At 75.8% G+C, this 4,095-nt stretch carries 5 protein-coding genes; 3 read left to right on the top strand and 2 right to left on the bottom strand.

The window, feature by feature from the left end; translation table 11 throughout:
* Positions 1 to 205: 205 nt before the first annotated feature.
* Both B9S61_RS14445 and B9S61_RS14450 read right to left on the bottom strand, forming a co-directional pair.
* Positions 206 to 1,318, bottom strand: a complete 1,113-nt coding sequence (locus tag B9S61_RS14445) for a sensor histidine kinase KdpD (RefSeq protein ID WP_103542619.1) — start codon at positions 1,316 to 1,318, stop codon at positions 206 to 208.
* Positions 1,319 to 1,321: 3 nt separating this feature from the next.
* Positions 1,322 to 2,053 (bottom strand): response regulator transcription factor, encoded by a 732-nt coding sequence (locus B9S61_RS14450; protein ID WP_103542620.1) that lies wholly within the window; start codon positions 2,051 to 2,053, stop codon positions 1,322 to 1,324.
* 103 nt (positions 2,054 to 2,156) lie between these two features.
* Between B9S61_RS14450 and B9S61_RS14455 the strand changes: the two genes are divergently transcribed.
* The 3 genes from B9S61_RS14455 to B9S61_RS14465 form a co-directional block, all read left to right on the top strand.
* Complete coding sequence (locus B9S61_RS14455) at positions 2,157 to 2,882, top strand: glycosyltransferase (protein ID WP_258039656.1); 726 nt, start codon at positions 2,157 to 2,159, stop codon at positions 2,880 to 2,882.
* Positions 2,879 to 3,502 carry a DUF2064 domain-containing protein gene (locus tag B9S61_RS14460; RefSeq protein WP_258039657.1) on the top strand — a complete coding sequence of 208 codons (624 nt, stop codon included), beginning with the start codon at positions 2,879 to 2,881 and terminating at the stop codon, positions 3,500 to 3,502. The genes B9S61_RS14455 and B9S61_RS14460 overlap by 4 nt, the downstream gene beginning before the upstream one ends.
* On the top strand, positions 3,499 to 4,095 hold a 597-nt coding region (locus B9S61_RS14465), incomplete at its 3' end, for a class I SAM-dependent methyltransferase (protein ID WP_107499704.1). The genes B9S61_RS14460 and B9S61_RS14465, both read left to right, overlap by 4 nt.

The following is a 4,095-nucleotide window of genomic DNA, read 5'->3' on the forward strand; positions in this document are numbered from 1 at the left end:
GGACTGCCGGGCACGCCCAACCACCCGGTCAGCGTGCTACCGGGCTGGAGACCTGCGGGCCCACCGGGCCGCCAGCCGTCGGGGCCACCCGACTGCAGGACTACCGCATCGCCGGAACCGCCAGGCCGCGGCGCGGTGGGCCGGCGGGGATCCGGCCGGGTCCCGCGGTGTGTCGGCGGGGGTGGTGTGAGGGGGGGACGAGGGGTCAGCTCTCCGTCGCCGGGAGGGTCACCTCGAAGCGGCAGCCGCCGATGACGTTGCGGACCGTGGTGCTGCCGCGGTGGGCCTCGACGATGCCGCGGACGATGGCGAGGCCGAGGCCCGCGCCGGCCGGCGGGGTGCGGGCGTGGGTGCCGCGCCAGCCGGTGTCGAAGACGCGGGGCAGGTCCTCCTCGGGAATGCCGCCGCAGCCGTCCGTCACGGAGAGCACCACGCCCTCGGAGGAGCGCCGCGCGGCGACGGCGACCGTGCCGTCGGCCGGCGTCCGGCGGATCGCGTTGATCAGCAGGTTGCCCAGCACGCGGCTCATCTCCCGCCCGTCCACCTCCACCGGCACCGGTTCGACCCGGTCGCCGACGAGCCGTACGCCGTGTTCGCGGGCGAGCGGGTCCGCGCCGGCGAGGGCGTCGCCGATGAGGTCGTACAGGGAGATGCGGGAGGGCGAGAGGGTCAGCGCGCCCGCGTGGATGCGGGAGAGCTCGAAGAGGTCGCCGACCATGCCGTTGAGGCGCTCCACCTCGGTGCGGATCTGCTTGAGATAGCGGTCGGGGTCGGCGGCGACCCCGTCCTCCAGCGCCTCGGCCATCGCGCGCAGTCCGGCGAGCGGGGTGCGCAGATCGTGGGAGATCCAGGCGACGAGTTCCCGCCGGGAGGTCTCCAGGGCCCGTTCGCGGTCGCGTGACTCGGCGAGTCTGACGCTGGTGGCCGCCAGTTCACGGCTGAGCGCGGCGAGTTCGGCGGTGGCCGGGCCGTCGGGTGCGGCGAAGTCGCCGCCGTCGCCGAAGGAGCGGGCGGCGAGCGCCAGTTCCCGGCTGCGGGCGACGACCCAGCGGCCCAGCAGCAGCGCGGTGACCGTGGAGACCACGGCGGCCATGGCGACGACCGTGGTGACCACGCTCAGGTCGTGCGCCGAGAGGAACATCGCCTGGGCGACGGCCAGTGTGCCGGCGAGCATCGCCGTCACCCCGACCCCGGCGACCACCGCGAGGTGCGCGGTGAGTGACCGCCGCCGGATCAGCATCAGTACACCCGCGCCGAGCAGACCGGCCGTGGCGGCGCCGAGGAAGGCGAACAGGGCGATGAGAAGCGTGTCCCGCACGGGTCAGTCCTCCCCGGAGCCGGCGGCGGCCGGATCGCAGCGGTAGCCGACGCCCCACACGGTCTGGATCAGCCGGGGGCGGGCCGGATCGTCCTCGACCTTGCCGCGCAGCCGCCGCACGTGGACGGTCACGGTGGACAGGTCGCCGAAGTCCCAGCCCCACACCTCCCGCATCAGCTCCTCCCGCGCGAAGGCCCGCCCGGGGTTGCGGAGCAGAAAGGCGAGAAGGTCGAACTCGCGAATGGTGAGTGCGAGTTCATCGCCGTGTTTGGTGGCCCGGCGGGCCGCGGGGTCGATGGCGAGTCCGGCGGCCCGCAGCAGTCCGGAGGCGGCGGCCGGCGCGGGGCGGGCGCGGCGCAGTACGGACTCGACGCGCAGGACGAGTTCGCGCGGGCTGAACGGCTTGGTGACGTAGTCGTCGGCGCCGACCTCCAGGCCGAGGATGCGGTCGTCCTCGTCGCCGCGCGCGGTGAGCATGATGACGGGCACGGGTCCGTGACCGCGCATGCGGCGGCACACCTCCAGGCCGTCCATGCCGGGCAGCATGAGGTCGAGGACGACGAGGTCGGGCCAGTGGGCCGCCGCGCGGGCGAGCGCGTCGGGGCCGTCGCCGGCCCGGTCGACGACGTATCCGGCGCGGTCGAGGTAGCCCGTGACGATCTCGGCGACGGTGGGGTCGTCGTCGACGACGAGGACCCGGGCCCCGGCCTCGGCGTGCGGTGGTCGCTGCTCCATGCGGTCAGCCTCGCACCCCGCGCGCGCGAACGGCGCGGCCGGTCGCCGACGTCCGTGTTCCGTAAGGAGTCGATGCCCGGTATACCCGCTTTACGTTCGTAGGGTGAGAGCCGTGACCACCTCCTTCTCCCCTCCCGGCCGGCCGGGCCCGGCGTCCGTGGACATCGTCCTGCCCTGTCTCGACGAGGCCGCCGCACTGCCGTGGGTGCTGGACCACGTCCCGCCCGGCTGGCGCGCCCTGGTCGTGGACAACGGTTCCACGGACGGCTCGGACCGCATCGCCCGCGAACTCGGCGCGACCGTCGTGCGCGAGGAGCGGCGCGGCTTCGGCGCCGCCTGCCATGCCGGACTGGCCGCCGCCACGGCCGACATCGTCTGCTTCTGCGACTGCGACGCCTCGCTGGATCCGGCGGACCTCGTGCCGTTCGTCCACGAGATCCGGGCCGGCGCGGCCGACCTGGTGCTGGGCAGGCGCCGCCCGCGGACACACGGCGCCTGGCCGGCCCATGCCCGCGCCGGCAACCTCGCCCTGTCCCGGCTGCTGCGGCGCCGAACCGGGCTGCGGCTGCGCGATCTCGGCCCGCTGCGGGCCGCCCGGCGCGCGGAGTTGCTGGCCCTGGGGCTGACCGACCGGCGCAGCGGCTATCCGCTCCAGATGGTGGTGCGCGCCGCCGACGCCGGCTGGCGGATCACCGAGCACGACGTCCCGTACGCGCCGCGCACCGGCGCCTCCAAGGTGACCGGCACCTGGCGCGGGACCTTCCATGCGGTACGGGACATGAGCCGGGTGCTCCAGGAGCCGAAGGCGCCCGCGGAGGTGGCTTCGTGACGCCGACGACTCCCGTGACGCTGCTCGTCATCGCGAAGGAGCCCCGCCCGGGCCGGGTGAAGACCCGGCTGACCCCGCCGTTCACGCCCGAGGAGGCGGCCGCGCTCGCCGAGGCGGCGCTCGCGGACACGCTGGAGGCGGTGGTGCGCACCCCCGCGCGGCGCCGGGTGCTGGTGCTGGACGGAACACCGGGACCGTGGCTGCCGGCCGGTGTCGAGGTCGTACCGCAGTGCGCGGGAGGTCTCGACGAGCGGCTGGCCGCCGCGTTCGCCGGGTGCGACGGGCCGGCCCTGCTGATCGGCATGGACACGCCGCAGGTGACGCCCGAGCTGCTCACCGTGGACTTCGCCGACTGCGACGCGTACTTCGGCCCCGCCGAGGACGGCGGCTTCTGGGCACTGGGCCTGGCCGAACCCGACCCCGGGCTCCTGCGCGGGGTACCCATGTCGACCCCGGACACGGGGGCCGCGCAACGGCGGCGGCTCACGCGGCTGCGCGTACGGGACCTGCCGCTGCTGCGGGACGTGGACACGGCGGACGACGCCGCCGTGGTCGCCGCCACGGCCCCCGGCGGACACTTCGCCGCGCACCTGATCCGGCTGACGGCGGCTCACCGGTGAGCGGGCTGCGGGCGGCGGACACGACCACACCCGTCGGGCGGCAGCGGACGACTCCCGCCGCCGACCGCGCCTGGTCCGCCGATCCCTACGCCGACGCCCTGCGCGCCGGCCGGGGTCCGCTGTTCCTGCGCCGCGCCGACGGATGGCTGCTGCCCCTGGACGTGGAACGCTGGTGCGCGGAGGCCGACGCGGCCGACCTGGACGTCCTGCGGCGCTGCGAGGGCCCGGTGCTGGACGTGGGGTGCGGCCCGGGGCGGCTGGTCGCGGCGCTCGGCACCCAGGGGCGTCGTGCCCTCGGCATCGACGTCAGCGAGGCGGCGGTCGCGCACACCGTCCGGCGCGGCGGGCAGGCGCTGCTCCGCTCCGTCTTCGACCCCCTGCCCGGCACCGGCCGCTGGGGTACCGCCCTGCTCGCCGACGGCAACGTCGGCATCGGCGGAGACCCGGGCGTCCTGCTCGACCGCCTCACCGGACTCCTCAGGCCGGGAGGCCTGTTGATCGCCGAGACGGCTCCCGGCCCGGACGTCGACGAACGCGCCCTCGTCCAGATCACCGGCCTGCACGGCACCCCGGGGACCGCCTTTCCATGGGCC

Source organism: Streptomyces sp. SM1, from assembly GCF_002910825.1.
GTDB classification, from domain to species: Bacteria; Actinomycetota; Actinomycetes; order Streptomycetales; family Streptomycetaceae; genus Streptomyces; species Streptomyces okerensis.

Coding starts and splice junctions, on each gene's coding strand:
- B9S61_RS14450 (WP_103542620.1), bottom strand. CDS start 2,053: ATGGAGCAGCGACCACCGCACGCCGAGGCCGGGGCCCGGGTCCTCGTC.